General features: G+C 67.2%; 22 protein-coding genes. 9 read left to right on the top strand and 13 right to left on the bottom strand.

The annotated features are described in order from the left end of the window. Nucleotides 1-175 precede the first annotated feature (175 nt). The 5 genes from EV652_RS06460 to EV652_RS06445 form a co-directional block, all read right to left on the bottom strand. Nucleotides 176-718 carry a Uma2 family endonuclease gene (locus tag EV652_RS06460; protein WP_242001601.1) on the bottom strand — a complete coding sequence of 181 codons (543 nt, stop codon included), beginning with the start codon at nucleotides 716-718 and terminating at the stop codon, nucleotides 176-178. A gap of 127 nt (nucleotides 719-845) precedes the next feature. Next, the gene (locus tag EV652_RS06455; protein WP_242001600.1) at nucleotides 846-1,406 is read right to left on the bottom strand and encodes a Uma2 family endonuclease; all 561 of its coding nucleotides are present in this window, start codon (nucleotides 1,404-1,406) and stop codon (nucleotides 846-848) included. Continuing rightward, entirely contained in the window at nucleotides 1,403-1,543 is a 141-nt protein-coding gene (locus EV652_RS43945) for a hypothetical protein (RefSeq protein ID WP_158441100.1), read from the bottom strand. Before EV652_RS43945 ends, EV652_RS06455 begins: the two co-directional genes overlap by 4 nt. Nucleotides 1,544-1,652: 109 nt before the next feature. Beyond that, complete coding sequence (locus EV652_RS06450) at nucleotides 1,653-3,407, bottom strand: IucA/IucC family protein (protein ID WP_132208062.1); 1,755 nt, start codon at nucleotides 3,405-3,407, stop codon at nucleotides 1,653-1,655. Between the two features lie 3 nt (nucleotides 3,408-3,410). Then, nucleotides 3,411-3,998, bottom strand: coding sequence for a GNAT family N-acetyltransferase (locus EV652_RS06445; protein ID WP_132208061.1), 588 nt, complete (start codon nucleotides 3,996-3,998; stop codon nucleotides 3,411-3,413). Between the two features lie 132 nt (nucleotides 3,999-4,130). Between EV652_RS06445 and EV652_RS06440 the strand changes: the two genes are divergently transcribed. Then, a complete protein-coding gene (locus EV652_RS06440) occupies nucleotides 4,131-5,060 on the top strand; it encodes a sigma-70 family RNA polymerase sigma factor (protein WP_158441099.1) in 930 nt (309 codons plus the stop codon). Between the two features lie 67 nt (nucleotides 5,061-5,127). After that, nucleotides 5,128-5,805: a GOLPH3/VPS74 family protein gene (locus tag EV652_RS06435; RefSeq protein WP_132208059.1), complete on the top strand. Its 678-nt coding sequence runs from the start codon at nucleotides 5,128-5,130 to the stop codon at nucleotides 5,803-5,805. Here the strand turns inward: EV652_RS06435 and EV652_RS06430 are convergent. The 3 genes from EV652_RS06430 to EV652_RS06420 form a co-directional block, all read right to left on the bottom strand. Next, nucleotides 5,791-7,365 carry an acyl-CoA synthetase gene (locus EV652_RS06430; protein WP_132208058.1) on the bottom strand — a complete coding sequence of 525 codons (1,575 nt, stop codon included), beginning with the start codon at nucleotides 7,363-7,365 and terminating at the stop codon, nucleotides 5,791-5,793. The two genes, EV652_RS06435 and EV652_RS06430, sit on opposite strands and share 15 nt — an antisense overlap. Nucleotides 7,366-7,375: 10 nt before the next feature. Further along, on the bottom strand, nucleotides 7,376-8,500 hold the full coding sequence (locus EV652_RS06425) for a DUF5938 domain-containing protein (RefSeq protein WP_132208057.1): 1,125 nt from the start codon (nucleotides 8,498-8,500) through the stop codon (nucleotides 7,376-7,378). A 121-nt stretch (nucleotides 8,501-8,621) separates the two neighbouring features. After that, nucleotides 8,622-9,428, bottom strand: a complete 807-nt coding sequence (locus tag EV652_RS06420) for an SDR family NAD(P)-dependent oxidoreductase (RefSeq protein ID WP_132208056.1) — start codon at nucleotides 9,426-9,428, stop codon at nucleotides 8,622-8,624. 171 nt (nucleotides 9,429-9,599) lie between these two features. Between EV652_RS06420 and EV652_RS06415 the strand changes: the two genes are divergently transcribed. Continuing rightward, nucleotides 9,600-10,262, top strand: coding sequence for a TetR/AcrR family transcriptional regulator (locus EV652_RS06415; RefSeq protein WP_199238048.1), 663 nt, complete (start codon nucleotides 9,600-9,602; stop codon nucleotides 10,260-10,262). A gap of 10 nt (nucleotides 10,263-10,272) precedes the next feature. Here the strand turns inward: EV652_RS06415 and EV652_RS45120 are convergent, their stop codons facing one another. Continuing rightward, nucleotides 10,273-10,653 (bottom strand): hypothetical protein, encoded by a 381-nt coding sequence (locus EV652_RS45120; RefSeq protein ID WP_242001599.1) that lies wholly within the window; start codon nucleotides 10,651-10,653, stop codon nucleotides 10,273-10,275. 203 nt (nucleotides 10,654-10,856) lie between these two features. Further along, complete coding sequence (gene deoD / locus EV652_RS06405; RefSeq protein ID WP_132208054.1) at nucleotides 10,857-11,570, bottom strand: purine-nucleoside phosphorylase; 714 nt, start codon at nucleotides 11,568-11,570, stop codon at nucleotides 10,857-10,859. A gap of 39 nt (nucleotides 11,571-11,609) precedes the next feature. On the opposite strand from deoD, the gene nudC reads away from it, so the two are divergent. After that, nucleotides 11,610-12,533, top strand: a complete 924-nt coding sequence (gene nudC, locus EV652_RS06400; RefSeq protein ID WP_242001598.1) for an NAD(+) diphosphatase — start codon at nucleotides 11,610-11,612, stop codon at nucleotides 12,531-12,533. On the opposite strand, the gene EV652_RS06395 is transcribed toward nudC, so the two are convergent. Together EV652_RS06395 and EV652_RS06390 are read right to left on the bottom strand one after the other, a co-directional pair. Further along, nucleotides 12,534-14,921 carry a ligand-binding sensor domain-containing protein gene (locus tag EV652_RS06395; protein WP_132208052.1) on the bottom strand — a complete coding sequence of 796 codons (2,388 nt, stop codon included), beginning with the start codon at nucleotides 14,919-14,921 and terminating at the stop codon, nucleotides 12,534-12,536. 138 nt (nucleotides 14,922-15,059) lie between these two features. Continuing rightward, nucleotides 15,060-15,299 (bottom strand): mycoredoxin, encoded by a 240-nt coding sequence (locus EV652_RS06390; RefSeq protein WP_132208051.1) that lies wholly within the window; start codon nucleotides 15,297-15,299, stop codon nucleotides 15,060-15,062. A gap of 100 nt (nucleotides 15,300-15,399) precedes the next feature. On the opposite strand from EV652_RS06390, the gene EV652_RS06385 reads away from it, so the two are divergent. The 4 genes from EV652_RS06385 (at nucleotide 15,400) to EV652_RS46465 (ending at nucleotide 18,766) form a co-directional block, all read left to right on the top strand. Then, nucleotides 15,400-17,511, top strand: a complete 2,112-nt coding sequence (locus EV652_RS06385) for an ATP-dependent DNA helicase UvrD2 (RefSeq protein WP_132208050.1) — start codon at nucleotides 15,400-15,402, stop codon at nucleotides 17,509-17,511. Between the two features lie 371 nt (nucleotides 17,512-17,882). Further along, nucleotides 17,883-18,080 (top strand): hypothetical protein, encoded by a 198-nt coding sequence (locus tag EV652_RS06380; protein WP_132208049.1) that lies wholly within the window; start codon nucleotides 17,883-17,885, stop codon nucleotides 18,078-18,080. After that, entirely contained in the window at nucleotides 18,062-18,517 is a 456-nt protein-coding gene (locus EV652_RS46365; protein ID WP_439649042.1) for a WhiB family transcriptional regulator, read from the top strand. Before EV652_RS06380 ends, EV652_RS46365 begins: the two co-directional genes overlap by 19 nt. A 30-nt stretch (nucleotides 18,518-18,547) precedes the next feature. Further along, nucleotides 18,548-18,766 (top strand): putative WhiB-interacting protein, encoded by a 219-nt coding sequence (locus tag EV652_RS46465; protein WP_500784487.1) that lies wholly within the window; start codon nucleotides 18,548-18,550, stop codon nucleotides 18,764-18,766. Between the two features lie 370 nt (nucleotides 18,767-19,136). On the opposite strand, the gene EV652_RS06365 is transcribed toward EV652_RS46465, so the two are convergent. Beyond that, nucleotides 19,137-19,313, bottom strand: a complete 177-nt coding sequence (locus EV652_RS06365; protein ID WP_199238047.1) for a hypothetical protein — start codon at nucleotides 19,311-19,313, stop codon at nucleotides 19,137-19,139. Nucleotides 19,314-19,376: 63 nt separating this feature from the next. On the opposite strand from EV652_RS06365, the gene EV652_RS44505 reads away from it, so the two are divergent. After that, on the top strand, nucleotides 19,377-19,544 hold the full coding sequence (locus tag EV652_RS44505) for a hypothetical protein (RefSeq protein ID WP_199238080.1): 168 nt from the start codon (nucleotides 19,377-19,379) through the stop codon (nucleotides 19,542-19,544). The last annotated feature ends 1 nt before the right edge of the window (nucleotide 19,545 follow it).

The raw sequence follows: 19,545 nt of genomic DNA, 5'->3' as shown, positions 1-19,545 counted from the left end.
GGCTGGCGCGATCCGTACTGGGAACGTGAGCTTGGCGTCGAAGACCGCCTTGCCGGTGACCAGCGCGCTGCATTTAGCGCCCGTCGACAAGTTTGTTCCGCATGTCGTCGTCAGGCAGGAGATGCAGGTCTGCCGTCGGCAGCCCCGAACTGGCCGCTGAGGTCGGCGCCGGCGACTATCGCTCCCGGAGCAGCTCAACCGGGACGATCTGCACCGGGAACGGGAGTGTCGCGTCGAAGACCTTCTCTCCGCTGACGACATCACGCTCGACGTACACCCCGTCGACCAGTTCAAGTACGGTCAGCGTCTCTTTGTCCGGATCCAGGATCCAGTAGGAGCGCACACCGGCCTGTTCGTACAGTCCACGCTTCAGGAGCAGGTCGTGCATCCGGGAACTGTGTGAAACCACCTCAGCCGCGAGGAGCAGAGGCTCTATTGCATGCTTCGGGTCGTGATCGTCCGGGCTGCACACAAGCACGTCCGGCTGAAGCGAACGTTCAGGTGTCGGTCGATAGTCGAACGGCGCTACGAAGACCTCAAGGCCGACGGGGCAGGCGGACCTGAGCCTGAAATAGAGCTCGCCGACCGCCCGCTGGTGGAGCCTCGAGGGTGCCGGCGTCACGTACAAACCGCCGTCGATGATCTCGCGCCGTCTCCCGTCGTCCGGCGCGGTGTCGAGATAGGCCACTGTGTAGGGCCCTGACTCAATGGGTTCCACGGACACAATGGTGCCTCCTTCCAGGTCATCCGACCAGCATGGTGGTGTCCGCTGCGTGGTTGGTGCCATTTCGGCGATCTGCCCCTGGTTGCCCCGGAATCTGCCCCGGCATGCCCCGGGCCGGGCGTCATCCGGTCAATGCCGCGGGGGTGAGGGTGATGGGGAACGGGGTGGTGGCTTGGAAGGTCTCTTTGGCTTGGACTACGGCGCGGCAGGCGTAGCCCGAGTCTGTTAGTTCCAGGACTGTTAGTTCGTGGTGGGTGGGGTCTAGGAGCCAGTAGGAGGGGACTCGGTGCTGTTCGTAGAGGGCGCGTTTGAGGACTACGTCGGTGGTTCGGGTGGAGGGGGAGAGGACTTCTACGGTGAGTAGGGGCGGGGCTTGGAGGAGTTGGGGGCCTGCGTCGGATCGGCGGCAGACCAGGAGGTCGGGGCGGAGGGAGACGTTGCGGGTGGGGCGGAAGTCGAGGGAGCTCACGGCGACCAGGAGGTCGGGTGGGCAGGCTTGTTTGAGTTGGATCATCAGGGCGACGACGGCTGCGTGGTGGGCGGGCGGCTGGGCACCTGTCACCAGCAACCGCCCGTCCACGACCTCGTAGCGCCGGCCGTCCCGCGGGACCGCCTCGCGACGACCGCCATCTCCCGCGAGAATGCCCCGCTGCGGAGCCTCGATAACTTGTTCGCTGGTCACCCCACCAGCTTGGCTGATTTCTCGAAATCGCCGCGCGAGTTATCCACAGCGAAGGTCGGCATCGGCAGGGGAGTGGTGGACAGGCCGACGAAGGATGGTTCCGTGGTCAGGATCTCCAAGGCGTCCCAGATCTCCAACCCGTCCTCCAACGACAGCGTTGCGGAAACGACGGCGCCAATGCATCTGGGGCGCGCGCGAGGCACTGGCCGATCGAGGACTACGAAACCTGGCTAGGTGACACCCTGGTCAGTCAGTTGCTGCTTCAGTGACGAGCGGGTTGACCAGCGATCCCACGAACTGCAGCGACCCGGCGATATCCGTCAGGTCCACCATCTGCTGGTTGTTCTTCAGTTGCAGCCGGTTCAGGCACGACAACGCGAACGACGGCGCGAACACCTCGTACTTCGCGAACGCCTCGGCCAACTCCGGCGTCGCCGCCTGATAGTCCCGCACCGACGAAGCGACCACCGACCAGAACTCCGCCGGCGTCAGCAGCTCCTCCTGATCCAGCAGCGGTGAGAGGAACCGGAAGATGCAGTCGAAGATGTCCGTGAAGATGCACAGCAGTTTCTCGTCGTCCGGTACCTCGGCCCGCACCCGCTCGGCCTCCGCCGGCAGCGGCGTCGCCGGGCTCATCACCGCGATCTCCTCGGCGATGTCCTTCATGATCACCCGGATCGGGATGGCGTCCCGCAGTACCAGGATCAGGTTCTCGCCGTGCGGCATGTACACCAGCTCGTACGCGTAGAAGCTGTGCAGCAACGGGATCAGGTAGGCGTCGATGTACGCCCGCAGCCAGTCCGCCGGCGCCAGCCCCGACTCGCGGACCAGTGCCGCCGCCAGCGATGAGCCATGCCGGTCGACGTGCAGCAAACTCGCCATCGTCGCGAGCCGCTCACCAGGCTCCAGCGTCGGCACTGGGCTCTCCCGCCACAATGCCGACAGCATCTTCCGGTACGGCGACGTCTTCTCCGTGGCGGCCTCGTAGTACCGGTTGTGATAGCCGGCCGCCGCGATCTCCCGCAGTACCGAGAAGCCGTACCGCTTCAGCACGACATCGTTCTCGACCAGTCCGTACACCCAGTCGTTGATCGCCGGCGTTGCGGCCATGTACGTCGGGGAGAGCCCGCGCATGAAACCCATGTTCAGCACGGACAACGCCGTCTTCACGTAGTTGCGCGACGGCTGCGACCGGTTGAAGAACGTCCGGATCGACTGCTGCGGCTGGTAGTCGTCGTCACTCGACCCGACGTGGATGATGTGCCGCTGCGCGATATCCGCCGCGAACGTGATCGACGTCTTGTTCTCCCACTGCCAAGGATGCACCGGCAGGTAGACGTACTGGTCCGGATCGGCGCCCACGGCAACGATCTCCGCGGCGAACCGGCGCAGTACGTCGTCACCCAGCTCGGTCTGCAGCAGGTCGTCGTACGTGATGGTCGTACTGTGCGAGACCGTCGCGCGGTCCTTGCGTACGGCGATCCAGGTCAGCCGGACCGGTTGCCCGGTCTCCGGTGCGAAGGCGCGGTAGTCGGTGACGCCGAACCCGAGTCGCCCGTTGTTCGCGACGAAGCACGGGTGGCCCTCGGTCATCGCGGACTCGATCGTCTGGAAGTCGGCGGTGACGAGGTCGGCCGCGGTCAGATCAGGTTTGGAGAGCTTGTACGCCGCACTCGCGAGCGTGCTGCAGATCTCCTCGAGGTACACCGGCAGCATCGCGGCGCCGATACCGAGCTGCTGGTGGAACTCGGTGATGAAGTCGAGCGCATCGACAGGCCGGTCACCGTCGCGCTGGATGCTGTCGGCGTCGACGTCCCAGTGGTTCAGTGGATACAGCCGGGCAGTGAAGGTGTAGCGGCTGGTGCCGGAGCTGAGCTCGTAACCGTTGTCGGTGGCAACCGGCTCGAGGATCCGTTCGTGGATGAACTCGGCCAGTGCCTTGCGGACCAGTGCGCGGTTGGCGACCGCCCAGGCGTCGGGGGTGAGATGTTCGGTCGTCATGGATCAGCCTGCCTCGTTCATCCGGGTCGCCTCGGCGTACTGGTCGCGGGTGCAGAAACTCAGCCAGGCCTGCTTGTCCGGCAGGTCCACGATGCTGTGCTTGCGGAATCCCATCCGCTTGTTCAGCGCCTGGATCTTGGTGTTGCGGACATCCGGCTCGACCACAATCCGGTCGACCAGCGGGTCAATGAACAGGCTGTCGAGAATCGTCTCGAAGATCGCGCCGGTGAAGCCCGGGATCCGGAACTCCGGCGGGGCGACCAGGACGTGCATGCCGATGTCGCCCGGCGCCACGTCGTACAGCGTGCCGACCGCGTCGTACGCCGGTTCGTAGCGCTCCATCAGGAACGCCGGCCGGCCGTCGTGCTCGCCGAGGAAGGCGCGGTGGTGGCCGGTTCTCTCGATCCGGAGGTACTCCGCGTGCACGTCTTCGACCGAGGCGTTCAGCAGGCCCCAGTACTGCGCGTAGGGCTGGGTGACCCAGCTGTGCAGGGTGGTCACATCCTCGGTCAGGTCGAACGGCCGGAGGCTGAGGGTGCCGATACCGGCGACGAAGCGCCGGTAGGACGGCTCGGGCAGTGCTCTGGTCATGGCGGTCTGCTTTCGAGGTGGGCGAACCTGTTAGCTAAGGCTTACCTTACTAGATAGTCAGCAAGGCAACGACAGGGGTCCCGTATCCCGGTGGCCACCTCATCCGTCCTGCCAGGTATGACAATCCAAGATGTGACCGATGCACTCGACCTGCCGGAGTTGCGGGCCGCCCGGCAGGCGCGCAGGGAGTTCCTGGACCGCCTGGAGCCGCTGCGCTCCGACCTGTACGCCTACTGCCGCCGTCTGACCGGCAACGCCTTCGACGCCGAGGACCTGGTCCAGGAATCGCTCGCACGCGCCTTCACCCAGGCCGCGCAGGCGCACAGCCCGATTGCGAACCCGCGTGCCTGGCTCTTTCGCGTGGCAACCAACGCGTACGTCGACAACTACCGCCGGCAAGCGCCCGTCCTCGTGGACGCGCTCGAGCAGGTCGCACCGGCCACAGCAGACCCCGCCGAGGTCCGTGACGCCTGGGCTGAGCTCGTGACCCTGCTGCCGCCACAGGAACGCGCCGCACTCGCTCTCAAGGACCTGTTCGGGTTCACCCTCGCCGAGGTCGCCGACGTACTGCGCACCTCCGTCGGCGCAGTCAAAGCTGCCCTGCACCGTGGTCGCGGCCGACTGGACTCGCCAGAGCGCGACCGATCTCTCAAAGCCAGACAGGCGCCGGACCGCCGTCTTCTCGACGCTGTCGCCGAGGCCTTCACGGCCTACGACGTACCGCGGTTGACTGCCCTTCTACTGGCTGACGCGGACAGCGAGATCCTCGGCGTACTCACCGAGTGGGGCGCCGACCAGATGCGCAACGGGTCCATCGAGCACACGCTCGACCACTCCAAGCCGTACCGGTACACCGCAGAGGTCGTCGAACTGTGGGACGAGACGGTGCTCGTCGTACGCATCGTGCGTGACGGCAAGACCGCGGTGAACGACCTCATGCGCCTCACCACCGAGGACGGCAAGGTCCGGACGATCCGGTGGTACTACTTCTCGCCGGACTTCCTCGCTGAGGCGGCAGCCGCGCTGGGGGAGCCGGTGGAACTCAATGGCTACCACTACTGAAGTCGGATATCGGAGGTAGTCCGCGCGGCTGATGTGCGGTAAACGCGTGTTTGCCTACGTTGGACGCATGTTGATTGCCGAAGATCTCTTGTTGCTGTTGTACGACGACGAGAGTGGGAAGCCGATCACCGGAGCGCCCGGGCTGGACTACGCGCTGGCCGGAGCCGTGCTGATCGAGCTGACCATGCTCGGGAAGCTGGACGTCGCCGGTGAAGGTGAGGAGGTCAAGCGCGGTCGCCTGAAGGTGCTGGACGCCAGTCCGACGGGTGACGCCATCTTGGACGAGCGGCTGGCATACGTGGCCGACAAGCCCGGCAAGCGTCCGAAGGACCAGATCGGCCGGCTGTCGAAGAAGCTGCGGGATCAGCTGCTCGCCAGGCTGGCCGAGCGTGGTGTGCTGACGGCGGACGAGGGCAAGGTGCTCGGCATCTTCCCGGTGACCCGCTGGACGGCAAAGGACGCGCGGCACGAGGCGGAGGTGCGTTCGGCGCTGGAGAGCGTGCTGAAGGTCGGCACGTCGCCGGACCAGCGGACCGGTGCCCTGATCGCGTTGCTCAGCGCGCTGAACGTCGTACCGAAGATCGTCACCGACGCGGTCGACAAGAAGGCGCTCAAGCAGCGGGCCAAGGAGATCGCCGAGTCGGACTGGGCGGCGGACGCGGTGAAGAAGGCCGTCGCCGAGATGCAGGCCGCGGTCACCACGGCCATCGTCGTATCGGCCACCGCGGCTTCAACTGGAGGCTGACAGGTCCAGAGCGAGTTGGGCCTTGATGTCGGACTTGAGCACCTTGCCGACCTTGGACCGCGGTAGATCCGGCCACACCAGCACTTCCTTGGGTGCCTTCACGCTGCCGATCCGGGCTTTGACGAAGGCGATGAGCTCGTCAGGATCGATCTCGGTCTCCGCCTGTTGCTGTACGACGGCCACCACCCGCTCGCCCCACTTGTCGTCGGGCCGGCCGATCACCGCGCAGTCCCGGACCGCCGGATGGGCCATCAGCGCCTGCTCCACCTCGGTGGAGTACACGTTGAAGCCGCCGGTGATGATCATGTCCTTGGCCCGGTCGACGATGTAGAGGTAGTTGTCCTCGTCCAGATAGCCGATGTCGCCGGTGTGGTGCCAGCCATGCCGGGAGGCGTCCGCGGTGGCCTCGGGGTTGCGGTAGTACCCCTGCATCACCAGCGATCCGCGGACTACGATCTCACCGCGCTCGCCGTGCGGGAGCAGCGATCCGTCCGGCGCCATGATCGCGGTGGTGACGAGTGGCGACGGCCGGCCGGCCGACGACAGCCGGGCCCGGGCAATGTTGCCGTCAGCATCGAAGTGGTCGGCCGGCGGCAGGATCGAGATCATCATCGGCGCCTCGGTCTGGCCGAACAACTGGGCCATCACCGGGCCGATCCGTTGCAGCGCTTCCTCGAGTCGGGCGACCGACATCGGTGCGGCGCCGTACCAGAAGCAGCGCAGGGACGACAGGTCGGTGCTGTCGAGCTCCTCGGCCGCGAGCACCATGTAGATCAGTGTCGGCGGCAGGAACGTGTGCGTGACGCGGTGCCGCGGGATCAGCTCCAGGAACGCGTGCACATCCGGCGTCCGCATGATGACGATCTCGCCGCCGGAGGCCAGGACGGGGAAGCACAGCACGCCGGCCGCGTGGGTCAGCGGCGCCAGGGCGAGGTAGACGGGCCGCTCGCCGAACGGATAGCCCATCAGCGTCAGCGCCGTCATCGTCTCCAGGTTGCCGTTGCTGAGCATCACCCCCTTCGGGCGACCCGTGGTCCCACCGGTACCGACGATCAAGGCCAGCTCGTCGGGACCGGTGAGATCGGGTGCCGGCTGGGACACGCCCCCGCAGAACGCGTCCCAGCCGACGCTCCGGCCAATAAGGTGGGGGGCCTGGCCGGAGTTTGGATCGGCATCCAGGCAGACGAAGGTGTGGACCTTCGGCACCGCGACCCGGATCCGATCCACCAGGGGCGCGAACGCCGCCTGGTAGATCAGCACTTCACAGTCGAACTGGTCGAGCAACTCGCGGTTCTCCGCCGCCTCGTTGCGTGGGTTGATCGGGCACCAGACCGCACCGGCCCGGCTGATCCCGAACACGCAGCTGAACGCGATCGGGTCGTTCGCCGAAAGGATCGCCACCTTGCCACCCGGCCGTACGCCGGCCGCCGCGAGACCGGCCGCGATCCGGTACGACAGTTCCTGGACGTCAGCGTACGAGAGCGTCTCGCCGTCGGTGGTCAGGCACGGTGCGTCCGGACCGAGCGAGGCGCCCTTGTCGAGGTAGTCGACCAGTCGCACTGCTACTCCTTCACTGCAGCACGGTCAGTTGAGGTTCGGAGACCAGCCCGAAGGACCGCAGTACGCCGAGCAGCTCGCGGTGGCCGAATGCCTGACAGCCACTGGCGAAGCCGACGCGCTTCGGTGGGGTCTGCAGCAGTGAGTACGCCGCGTAGGCCTGCAGCAGACCGGTCTGCTGGTAGTTGCTGTTGCCGTGGATGACACAGTGCGCCCGGCCGAGTGGACCAGAGGCATGCACGGAGTCCAGCGACTTGTTGACGCGCGGGTTCTCCCGCGGCGGCATCTGGTTCATCACCTGGCGGGCGGTCTCGGCCAGAGCCGCACTGCGTTCGTCCGCTGCCATGTCCTTGGTGGCTTCCAGCGCTGCGGCAACAATCTGCGGCACGCCGTTCATCAGTGCTGCATTGAAGACACCACCCTGCGCCTTGCAGTTGGCCACGCGCGGATCGCGTTTGAACCAGACTGGATGCGACGTACCGCCCCAGGGCAGGGACAGCGCGAGTTCGTGTTGCCCGGGCACCACCAGAGGTACGAGGCCCTGCTCGGGAAACTCGACGTACTGGTTCTGCTCCAGGAAGTGCGCTTTGGACGTGGCCGCGTTGACCAGGATGCTTCGAGTCGAAGCGATGGTCGGACTGCCACCCCAGAACACCGCGATGTCCAGAGTGTCCAGGCCAGGCTGTTCCAAGCACAGCTGGGCGGCGATCTCGCCGGTGGTGTACATCTGCGCGACACCGGGCGCCAGCAACAGGCCTGCCTCCGCGAACTGGGCGCCGAACTGCTCGTCGCAGGTGATCAGCCAGTTCTGCTCGCCGGTGGTATCGGTGTAGTGCGCACCCGCCGCGAGTGCCGCCTCGACTGCGGCCGGGCCGAGTTCACTGAACGGTCCGACCATGTTGAGCACCACTGACGCGCCCTTGAACAGATCGGTCAGTGCGGCGACGTCATGCTCGACCGTGGCGACCTCGTAGTTGGCGGTCTCGATCCCCGCCACGTGGGACTCCATCGACTCCTTCAGCTTGTCCTCGCTGCGGCCGGCGGCCACGAACGGGACGTGGTACTGACGGAGGTACTCACACACCAGCCGGCCGGTGTAGCCGGAGGCGCCGTACACGACAACGGGTTTGTTGGTCATGGGGCCTCCCGGCCTGGACTGAGGAGTGGAAGGAGCGAAGCGACTGGAGTGACGAGGGAAGGCCGGGAGTCAAAGCCCCATGACCCTGCCGGCGCCGGAGGCCCGGCATTCAGCACAGTCATTACATCCCCATTCCGCCGTCGACGGGCAGGCCGATGCCGGTGATGAACCTCGCCTCGTCCGACGCGAGGAAGACGACGGCGTCGGCCATGTCGGTGACCTCACCGAGCCGGCCGGCCGGGGTGAGCCCGATCACCGCGGCGACTGCTGCCTCGGGGGACTCGAACAGCCCGAGCTGGGCGACGTCGTTGGCCAGGCCGGCGCCCATCGCGGTCGGCACCAGGCCGGGGTAGATGCAGTTGACGCGGACGCCGTACCCGAGCTTGCCGGACTCCATCGCGGCGACCCGGGTGAGCCGGTCGACCGCCGACTTGGTCGCGGAGTAGACCGCGATCCCGGGGAACGCGATGGTGGCGGCTACCGACGCGACGTTGATGATCGCGCCGCCCTGACCGGCCAGTCCGTCCGGCCGCATCGTCCGCAGGCCCCACTTGAGCCCGAGCGTGGTGCCGAGCACGTTGACCTCGAGCATCTTGCGGATGTCCTCGGCGGTGACCTCGGTGAGCAGGCTGGTGATCTCGATCCCCGCGTTGTTCACCAGGATGTCCAGGCCGCCGAGGATGTCGTTGGCCGCGACGACCGCGTTCTCCCAGCTGCCCTCGTCGGTGATGTCGTGGGCGACGAAGCCGTTGCCGGCGCCGAACTCGCTGTCCAGCGCGTCGGCGACCGCCTCGCCGGTGTCCTTCTGGATGTCGCTGATCACCACTTTGGCCCCGGCCGCCGCGAGTGCTCTCGCCATCCCTTCGCCGAGCCCCTGGGCTCCGCCGGTGACGAGTGCCTTCCGGCCGGAGAGGTCGAGTCCGCCCATCTGAAGCTCCTTTGCTCGAAGGACCGCTGCGCTTCACACTTTGGAGATTCTTTTGACAGTCGTCAAGACTTTGTTTGACACTTGTCAAGAAATCTCCCGCCGTGGATCCCGCCTGGGTCCGCGGCGGGTAGATTGACGCCGATGAATCCGGCCGGAGAGAGGGGAACGGCGATGAGCTTGACCTCGGATGCTGCCGGTCCGGAGCCTGCTCCGGACTCTGGGCCGGCCCGGCCCGCCCGAGTGTCGGGGATCGACAAGATCGAGCGCCGCCGGGTCGCGCTGGCCGAGTCGGCGCTGAAGACGCTCGGCGAGCTGGGGTACGCGCGGACCAGCCTGCGCGAGATCGCGAACAACTCCGAGTTCACCCACGGCGTCGTGCACTACTACTTCCGCGACAAGATCGACCTGATCGGCTACTGCGTGCGGCACTACAAGACGAAGTGCGCCCAGCGGTACGACGAAGTGGTCGAGACGGCGTCCTCGGCCGACGAACTGGCCGTCGGCTTCCTCGCCAAGCTGACCCAGACGCTGGTCGAAGAGACCCCGATGCACCGGCTCTGGTACGACCTGCGCGCGCAGAGCATGTTCGAGGAGCAGTTGCGCGACGACGTGGTCGCGATCGACCAGCTGCTGGAGCAGATGATCTGGCGCATCCTGACCCGGTACGCCGACCTGGTCGGTGGCACTCCGACCGTCGACGCGCCCACGGCGTACGCGTTGATCGACGGTCTCTTCGAGCAAGCGGTGGTCGGCTACGCCGCGGATCCGGATCGCGTGCCGGACCTGCTGGCCGATCGGGTCAGCCAGGTCCTGTCGAAACTGATCGCGGCGTAGCCAGACGTACCTACTCCGCCTGGCAGTTGGCCTTGCAGAGTTTGTCGGTCAGCGTCAGGTGTGCACCGGGCTCCTCGCTGTCCACTTCGGCCGAGTAGTCGGCCTGCCAGTCGCCGAAGGTCGCCTGTGCTGTTGTCGTGCTCTTCTGCTCGCTGAACCAGGTAGCGATCTCCGCGCCCTGGTTGATGTGAGCGAGCTCCAGCGTCTTCGGCAGCACCTTGGCGATCTCGGCCGACGCGGTAGCGACCGGTCCGGGAGCGTGCAGCGACACCACCGGTGGGCGGGGATGCGATCCGGTGAGCACCCAGACCGATGCGGCTCCCGACGTACAGATGGCGTAGGCAGCGTCCGTAGTGCACTTGTAGCCGGCGCCGGTCAGCGCGCTGACCACCTGTGTGGCGTTGATGGCCGGCAGCGTGGCCGGTGCCGGACTGGACGTTGTCTCGGTTTTCGACGGCTCGGTTTTCGACGGCTCGGTTTTCGACGGCTCGGTTTTCGACGGCTCGGTAGCCGACGGCTCGGTTGCCGTCGGCTCGGAGTTACCGGAGCAGGCGGTGAGGAGGGTCAGGGCGGCCAGGGCGGTGGCGACCCGCTTCAGACCGGCACCTCGATCGCAGCATCGAGGGCGATGGTGATCATCTCGGAGAACGTCGTCTGCCGCTCCTCGGCGGTCGTCTCCTCCTTGGTGATCAGGTGGTCCGACACCGTCATGATGCCGAGCGCCCGGCGGCCGAACTTCGCCGCCAGCGTGTAGAGCGCGGCGGCCTCCATCTCGATCCCCAGTACGCCGTACTCCGCCGTCCGCGACACCAGGTCGGGGCGGTCGTTGTAGAACAGGTCGCCGGAGAACACCTGGCCGACGTGCACGTTCAGGCCGCCCGCCTCGGCAGCGTCCACCGCGGCGCGCAGCAGCTGGTAGTCGGCCGTCGGCGCGTAGTCGATGCCGTGGAAGCGCAGCCGGTTCATCTGCGAGTCGGTGCTCGCGGACATCGCCACGATGACGTCGCGGACCCGCACGGCCTCGGTCAGCGCACCACACGTACCGACCCGGATCAGCGTCTGTACGTCGTACTCCGCGAACAGCTCGTGCGCGTAGATCGAGGCGGACGCCTGGCCCATGCCGGAGCCCTGGACGGAGATCTGCTCACCCTTGTAGGTGCCGGTGAACCCGAACATGTTCCGGATCTCGGTGTAGCAGGTCACGTCGGACAGATAGGTCTCCGCGATCCACTTGGCCCGCAGTGGGTCACCGGGGAACAGCACGCGCGGCGCGATCTGCCCCTTCTCGGCGGCGATGTGAATACTCATGCGGGGATGCTCTCACGCTGCCGGGATATGTTGAGGCACGTGGCCTACTCCATCGCTCCTGGTTCCTTAGCCCTGTCCCGCGCCGTACTGGATCGCGCTGCCGATCGCAGGCGTGACGAGGAGTGGCTGGAGAAGGCGTGGGGCGACCCTGACACCCAGGTGGCGGTAGTGGCCGGTGACAAGCTGCAGGTGAACCCCGAGCGCACCGCGCTGAAGCTGGTGCCTCCGTCCGAAGCGCCGGACGGCGTACGAGTCTTCCTGGGCATCGACCGCGAGGCCGGTGCGGGTCAGACGGCAGACGGTCGCGCTGTGTTCGCCGTACTGGTCGCCACCGAGGCGGACGAGTCGTACGCCGGACTCCGCGAGCTGGGCGCCGTACTGAACGACCGTGAGGCCGGTATGGCGGTCCACGTGGTCGGGCTGTCCAACTGGCACGGCGTCCACACGCACTGCGCGAACTGCGGCGAGCACACGGTGGTGATCGAGGAAGGGCACGTGCGGCAGTGTCCTGAGTGCGGTCTGTCGCACTTCCCGCGCAGCGACCCGGCGATCATCGTGCTCGTCACCGACGACCAGGACCGGGCTCTGCTCGGTCGCAACGAGGCCTGGCCTGAGGGTCGCTACTCGACCCTGGCCGGCTTCGTCGAGCCGGGTGAGTCGCTGGAGGCCGCCGTGCGACGTGAGGTCCTCGAGGAGACCGGAGTGGTCGTGGGGCCCGAGGTCGAGTACGCCGGCAGCCAGCCATGGCCGCTGCCGTCCAGCTTGATGCTCGGCTTCTACGCCAAGGCGGCGAGCACCGACATCGAGGTGGACGCCGACGAGATCGCCGAGGCCCGGTGGTTCACCAGGGAGGACCTTCGTGCGCTGGTCGAAGCCGGCACGATGGCCCTCCCCGGCAACATCTCCATCTCCCGTCGCCTGATCGAAGGCTGGTACGGCGAAAAGCTCACCGGCAGCTGGTGATCACTGGCCTACATTGGAGCGTGCGGCGGCGATGCGGATGAGGACGCCCTCCCAGCGTTGCAACGTCCCGGCGCTCTCCAGCTCCCTGGCCTTCTTGTCGACCGCACGGACATAGGCGCTGTGGCTCGGCCAGTCCGCTGAGGCATCCGGCAGTACGTCGGTCAACGTGCAGCCGTAGGTCACATGCCGGTTGACCACGTGGCTGTCGATGTTCCCGGTCCACACCGTCGCCCGGAGATCCGACTGCGGACAGCCGTCGACCGGTGCGGTGTACGAGGCCAGGTTGGTCGGGTTCGTCCAGCCGTCCGGTCGCAGCAACGTGTAATACGTGCCGTCCGGGGTCTGGGTGAGCCGGTTGAGACCGTGGTCGCGCAGCACGGTCGACGTACCGCCGAGGCTGTCCACGACGAACAGTCGTCCTGCTGTGACGCCGTACAGGTAGCCGTCGCGCCACTGGAGCGCTCCGTCGTTCGCGCCGGCCCTGCCGCTGAAGATCGGGATCTGACGCAGTAGCGCACCGGTCGTTGGGTTGACGACGAACACGATGCCGTCCGCCAGGCCCCACAGGTTGCCGTCGGGTCCGATGATCAGCTCGTTGATGCTGGCCGCACCAGGCACGGGTACGACGTCGGTGAGCACCGCACCGGTCGACGGGTCGACCTTGATCAGGTGGGCCTCGGTTGCGACGGGCTCAGTGCCCTGACCGCCCTCAATGCTGGAGCCTGCCCACAGCCCAGCGCCGACTGGCAGCAGTGACGAGATGGTCTGGTCGGCCACCAGGTTGCGGTACACGGTGAAGGCGCCGGTCGGGACGTCGTACACCGTGAGTGCTCCGCCGTACTCGCCGTACGCCGGTGTGGTGCCTACGTAAACGCGGTTGCCCGCAGGCTTGACCGAGACGGGCCTGTTCTGGTGGTGGCTGTCGACGAGGCTGAATATCTCCTTCGGATTCGTCGGGCTCGCGGGAGCATTCGGATCCCAGAGCGACAACCGGCCGTACGGGTAGATGCCGACGTACATCTTGCCGGTGTTGTCCCAGGCCCAGTCCTCGACCTGGCCCTGCCGCGTGGTGACGGTGGACTTGCCGGTCGCAGGGTCATAGACCGAGGTGGAGCCGTTCAGGTAGGCGTTGACGAAGACCTTCCCGGTCGAGGGGTCCGCGAGCGCGTGCATGAGCGCCACCGGGACGTACTGGAACGGTGAGCTCCACTGCGCGAGCGTGCCGGCCTGTGGGTCGTACCGGAACGTTCCGCCGGAGTAGTTGCCGGCCAAGCCGTACAGCACCTGCTGGCCGTTCTCGGTGACCCAGCCGTAGCCGATCGAGGCACCACGGGTCAGCGTGTACGGCGGTGATACCGGGCCGACCGTGTTGGTGTCGAGGTCGTAGTGGGTGAGTGCGAGCGTGCTGGTGGTGAAGTACACGCCACCTGGACCGGCTGCGGACACACCGCGGGCTGCGAGCGAGTAGTCCATGACCTGGGTGCCCGTCGCGGCATCGGTGAACTTGATCTGCTCACCGGTGACGGCGTCGACCACGACCAGGCGGCTACTGGCGTTGGCGAAGATGCGACCGCCGGCGTAGTCGAGGTCGATGAAGTCCTTGGCGGTTGTGCCGGGTGGAGTGATGTCGTCGACCTGACGCGTCTCCACGTCGATGCGCAGCAGCCTCGCGTTGGGTGTGGAGATGCCGACGAACAGCTTGTTGTGGTCCGGGTCGTACACGGTCGAGCGGGCGTACTGCTGCACCGGGTCGAGTGAGCCGTAGTCGGTCACCTGACCGTTCGACGGGTCGTACTTGAAGGCGTGGGCGGTCGGGTACGTCCCCGCGTACACGTTGCCGTTCGGGTCCGCGGTGAGGCCGTAGATGACGGACTCGCCGGGGATCGGCTGGCCGAGGTCGGTGACAGTGCCTGTGCCCGGGTCGTAGCGGTACAGATGCGCGTTCGGGTAGGTGCCGACGTACAAGCTGCCGTCGGGCGCGACCACGATCGCCCACGCACCCGCGGCCCCGGTGAGCGGCAGGGCGTGGATCAACTGGCGGGTGTGCAGGTCGACGACGTTGAGTTGGGCGTTCTCACCGGCAGGTACGGCGTACACGACGTCGCGGCCGTCCGGCGTACGGCCGATGGCGCCCTCCATCACGGTGAGCGAACTGATCGGCGGACCGAGATCGCGGATCGGGTCCTCGGCTGCGGGGCCCATCCGGGTGGCGTCCGGCCGGATGGGACCGGTCTCCGACGGGAAGGGATCAGGCCGCTTCGGATCCGGGTCGGCCGCGGCGGTGAGGCCGCCGGTGGCGAGCAGGCCCAGCATCAGAGCCAGGACCAAGGCGGTGCGGATGAAGACGTGACGACTGAATACATGGCGAACGGGACGGCGCGGAATCATGGGCGGGCTCCCTGCGGCGTTGTTCCGAGGAAGGTATAACGGTCATGACCGTAATGTCCATAACTCGCGATCTATGAGTGTGGGCAGCACAAAAACGGCGCCGGCCCTGTCGAGGCGCGGCGCCGTACTGTGGGGGATCTAGGCGGCCAGCTTCTCGGCGACCTGGGCCAGCGACGGGTTCGTCATCGCGGTCCCGTCCGGGAAGACCACCGTCGGCACCGTCTGGTTGCCGTTGTTGATCTTCTCGACCAGCTTCGCGGCATCCGGCACCTGCTCGATGTCGACCTCGGCAAACTCGATCCCGGCGCGCTTCAGCTGACCTTTCAGCCGGTGGCAGTAGCCGCACCAGGGTGTCGAGTACATCGTGAATGCCGCCATCGGCTGACTCCGTCTCCCGGGCGATCGGATTCTGTCCGGTAGCCCGTCTAGGGTTGCTCTCGACGTATCCGAACCCAGTCGCAGGTGGTGCTGTTCCCGAATGTCCCCGTCCGTGAGCGATCTCACACACTCCGCATCCGCGGATGACCTCCTCGAGGCGCTCGATCCGGAGCAGCGGGCGGTCGCGACCTCGCTGAACGGACCCGTCGTGGTGATGGCCGGCGCGGGCACGGGGAAGACGCGAGCGATCACCCACCGGATCGCGTACGGCGTCCGCACCGCGACGTTCGACCCGCTCCGCGTCCTCGCGGTGACGTTCACCCAGCGGGCCGCGGGGGAGATGCGCGGCCGGCTCGCCCAGCTCGGCGTCGAGGGCGTCCAGGCGCGCACGTTCCACTCGGCCGCGCTGCGGCAGGCGAAGTGGTTCTGGCCCAAGGTGTACGGCGGGGAGCTGCCGCCGATCGTGGATCGCAAGTTCCCGCTGCTGACCGAGGCGGCGTCACGCTGCCGGGTCCGGGTGGACACACCCGCGCTACGCGACCTGGCCGGTGAGGTCGAGTGGTCGAAGGTGAGCAACGTCCGGCCCGACGACTACGCGCGACTGGCGCCGCGCTCAGGCCGCACCCTGGCCGCTTTCGACCCGGCCACGATCGCGCGGGTCTTCGCGGCGTACGAGGACGTGAAGCTGGAGCGCGGGCGGATCGATCTGGAAGACGTGCTGCTGTGTGCGGCCGCGCTGCTCGCGGAGGATGAGCGGGTGGCGGCGGAGATCCGGCGGCAGTACCGGACGTTCGTCGTGGACGAGTACCAGGACGTCAGTCCGCTGCAGCAGAGCCTGCTCGACCTGTGGCTCGGCGGCCGTGAGGACGTCTGTGTGGTCGGCGACCCGGCGCAGACCATCTACTCCTGGGCCGGCGCCGAGCCGGAGAACCTGGTGCGCTTCGCGTCCCGGCATCCGTCCGCGACGGTGGTCAAGCTGGTCCGCGACTACCGGTCGACGCCGCAGATCGTGGACGTTGCGAACAAGGTCCTCGACGCGGCCGGTCCGTCCGGGCTGCCGGGGCGGGTGACGCTGCGGTCGCAGCTCCCGGCTGGTCCGGTGCCGGTCTACCGGGAGTACCCGGATGAGGTCGCCGAAGCCGATGCGGTGGCGCGGGCGATCGCCCGGCTGCGGGACGAGGGGACGCCGCTGCGGGAAATCGCCGTACTGTTCCGGACGAACGCGCAGTCGGAGAACTACGAGCAGGCGCTCGCCGAGCGGAAGATCCCGGCCGTGCTGAAGGGCGCCGAGCGGTTCTTCGAACGGGCCGAGATCCGGCAGGCCGCTGTACTGCTGCGGGGGCAGGCGAAGGCCGGGGACGTGTCCGACGATCTGGTCGAGGTGGTCACCGGCGTACTGGGTGGGGCCGGGTGGACGCCGGAGTCGCCGGCCGGGACGGGCGCGGTGCGGGATCGGTGGGAGTCGCTGAGCGCGCTGGTGACGATGACGTCGGACTTCGCTGCGGCCAACCCGACGGCTCGGTTGGCCGACCTGATGGCTGAGCTGGATCGGCGGGCGTCGATCCAGCACGCGCCGCTGGCCGAGGGGGTCACGCTGGCGACGCTGCACGCGGCCAAGGGGCTCGAGTGGGGCTGTGTCTTCATCGCGGGCGCGCACGAGGGGACGCTGCCGATCAGCTACGCCCAGACGCCGGCGCAGGTGGAGGAGGAGCGGCGGCTGTTCTATGTCGGCGTGACGCGGGCAAAGCAGCAGCTCCACGTCAGCTGGTCGACCTCACGCTCCCCGGGCGGGCGCGGTCAGCGCGGTCCGACCCGCTTCCTCGACCCTCTGAACGTGCGTACGTCGTCGCGGCCGACCGCATGGGAGCCGACGGCCGAGCGGTCGGAGCGTTCGCCTCGGGCCGGCCGGCCGATCCCCAAGTGCCGGGTCTGCGGCCGCGGCCTGCTCGATCCCGGCGCCCGCAAGCTGGGCCGCTGCGAGGACTGCCCGTCCTCCATCGACCAGGAGCTGTACGACGCCTTGGTCGCCTGGCGCACCGAGCAGGCAGCGTCCGAAAGCATGCCCGCCTTCGTCATCCTCACCGACGCCACCCTGACCGCGATCGCCGAAACCCGCCCGACCGACGAGCAGTCCCTGCGCCGGATCCCCGGCATCGGCCACACCAAGATCACCAAGTACGCGGAGCCCATCCTCAATCTCTGCACGCGCTGATCGACCTGCCCTATGGGGCAGTCTTCGGCGGCGGGTGAGAAATGTGTTGCCAGGCAGGCGTGCGGAGGCGCATGGTGGAAGACGTGCCGCATTCTGCTGACGGCAGACGTGGCATTTAGGTGACAGAGGCAACGATCCCGGAGCGTGCGGATGACGTCCCGGAGCGTGCTGGAAGTCTGTGGTGGCAGCCAGTTTCGGCCACCGCCGCGGCAACTTCCGGCCAACTTCGCGAACTGGCGTTAAATAGTTTGCGGGCTCCGCTGGGGACGGCGTACTGTTCTTTCTGCGGTCGAAGCCTGGCCGAAAACTTCAAACCACCATAGCGATCGAGCTAACCGCCCGCTTCGCCACAACGAGAGGAGGTGCCCTGGATGAACATCAACACGGTCAAGAAGCCGTTCAGCAAGGTAGTCGCGCTGCCGTGCGCCCCGATTCAGGGTGCCTCGCCGCGCCTGCACGGCGCGACCGTTGTGCTCATGGCTTCCGGCGCTGCCCAGTTCAAGGGCGGAGCTGTCGGCGATGCGAAGTACGGCGGTTCGGGTTCTCGAGCATGGAGTCCACCGGTCTGACAGACGTCAGAGCCGGCACCTCCAAGGCCGCGGAACCCGAAAAGGGTCCCGCGGCCCTTTTGTTTGTCCCTGATTTTGGCGGTCATCAACCGTTGACCGTCACCGACGACAAGAGATCAGCACCTAAAAGTCACTGGGAGGTGACCGGAATGAGCGTGAGCTTCCTCGATGTCTTCACCGAGGTGGCCTCGTCGCAGGACCTGCCCTGTCGGTCCTACGCGCCAGAACTCTTCTTCGCCGAATCGCCGGCGGACGTCGAGTATGCCAAGTCTCTTTGCACCACCTGCCCGCTCAAGGCCGAGTGCCTGGCCGGAGCGCTCGAGCGTTCCGAGCCGTGGGGAGTGTGGGGCGGCGAGCTGTTCGTCCAAGGAGTGGTGGTTCCGCGCAAGCGGCCCCGTGGGCGTCCCCGCAAGAGCGACACCGTAACTGCCGCCTGACGACCCAGATCCGAAACGAGACTGCACACCATGAGAAACCAGACTTCACACAGGAGAATTGAGATGCATTTACTTCACGAAGATCTTGCTCGTGCTCATTGTCGTTCCACACTGAACGACGCAGAGCAGAACCGGCGCTTCCGCCTCGCTCGCCAGATGGAGCGTGCGCAGAAGCAGGCCGAGCGGGCCAGCAGGCGAGCGGAGAGGGCCAGCGCACGCGCGCGCCTCGCGCTTGCCCGCCTGGTCTGATCCACCAGTAGTCAAGCCCCGCCCGGCCGGTCCGACAAGGAGGACCGGCCAGGCAGGGCTCACAGCCTGACCAGCTGAATCACCGAGGGGCGGCCCCCACCAGGAGGCCGCCCCTCGTCCACGCCCGGTCCCGCCCCGCCGGGCACGCTCAACCGCGCGCCCCGCCCCCGGCTTCAACCGCGCGCCCCAGCCCCGGGCGCATTTGAGGGGAGAACCCCTCAAATGGCCCCTTCTCCCCTCGAAATACCGAGGGAGAAGGGGCTACTTCAGGGGAGAACCCTTCATATGCTCCCGGGAGCGGGCGGCCAGGTGAGCAGGGTCTGTTGGAGGCCGAGCAGGGTGATGCCGCTGAGGATCTCGTGCCGGGCGATCATCCCCGGTACGTCGGCCACGCCGAGGCGTCGGTCACCACGGCCGCGGCCACGTCGCTCAACCGGACCGCGTGGTAGTCGACTCGGTCGCCGTCCGGTTGCTCCACGTCCAGCCGTCGTACGCTCAGCCACGGACTGGACCAAGCCTCTTCCTCACCGTGGATCACCCAGCGCATGGTGGGAGCCTAGGGCCGGGGCCGCGGGGGTACCGGCTTGGGGGGAGGTGCACACTGATGCGCGTGATCAGAGCTACTTGTTCGCTGTGTGGTCAGCAGGCGGAGACCGAAGAGGTGCCGCTGACCTGGCTGACCTCGGTGGAGAACGGCCGGAAGTTGCTGTACTGCGACCGCTGCACCCGGGAGAACGTCCGCGCCATCGAGGGGAGGCTGGACCCCGTCTACTGGTGAG

It is taken from the genome of Kribbella steppae, from assembly GCF_004342025.1.
In the GTDB taxonomy this organism is placed as follows: Bacteria; Actinomycetota; Actinomycetes; order Propionibacteriales; family Kribbellaceae; genus Kribbella; species Kribbella steppae.
Note: the sequence above shows the minus strand (reverse complement) of the source record. Positions and strands in the feature narration are given on the sequence as shown.